This is a genomic window from Nostoc sp. UCD121 (assembly GCF_014222285.1).
Taxonomy (GTDB): Bacteria; Cyanobacteriota; Cyanobacteriia; order Cyanobacteriales; family Nostocaceae; genus Nostoc.
This window is the reverse complement of record NZ_JACKZS010000585.1, coordinates 1-264: the sequence shown is the minus strand read 5'-3', so window position 1 is coordinate 264 and position 264 is coordinate 1. Positions and strand designations below refer to the sequence as shown.

Below are 264 nucleotides of genomic sequence, written 5' to 3'. Positions count from 1 at the left end.
ACCTGAACAATGCCTTGAAGGCTAAGGAGCTTTTCACCCGCGATAAGGACTACATCGTCCGCAATGGTGAAGTCATGATCGTGGACGGCTTCACAGGCCGCGTGCTGGCCGGCCGCCGCTACAACGAGGGCATGCACCAGGCCATTGAGGCCAAGGAGCAGGTGGAGATCAAGAACGAGAACCAGACCCTGGCTACCGTTACCCTGCAGAACTACTTCCGCCTGTACGAGAAGATCTCCGGCATGACCGGTACGGCAGAAACCG

1 pseudogene is annotated in these 264 nt (G+C 58.0%); it reads left to right on the top strand.

Annotated elements, in window-relative coordinates:
• A pseudogene (locus GNF10_RS37580) lies at positions 1–264 on the top strand (hypothetical protein); the annotation flags it as partial.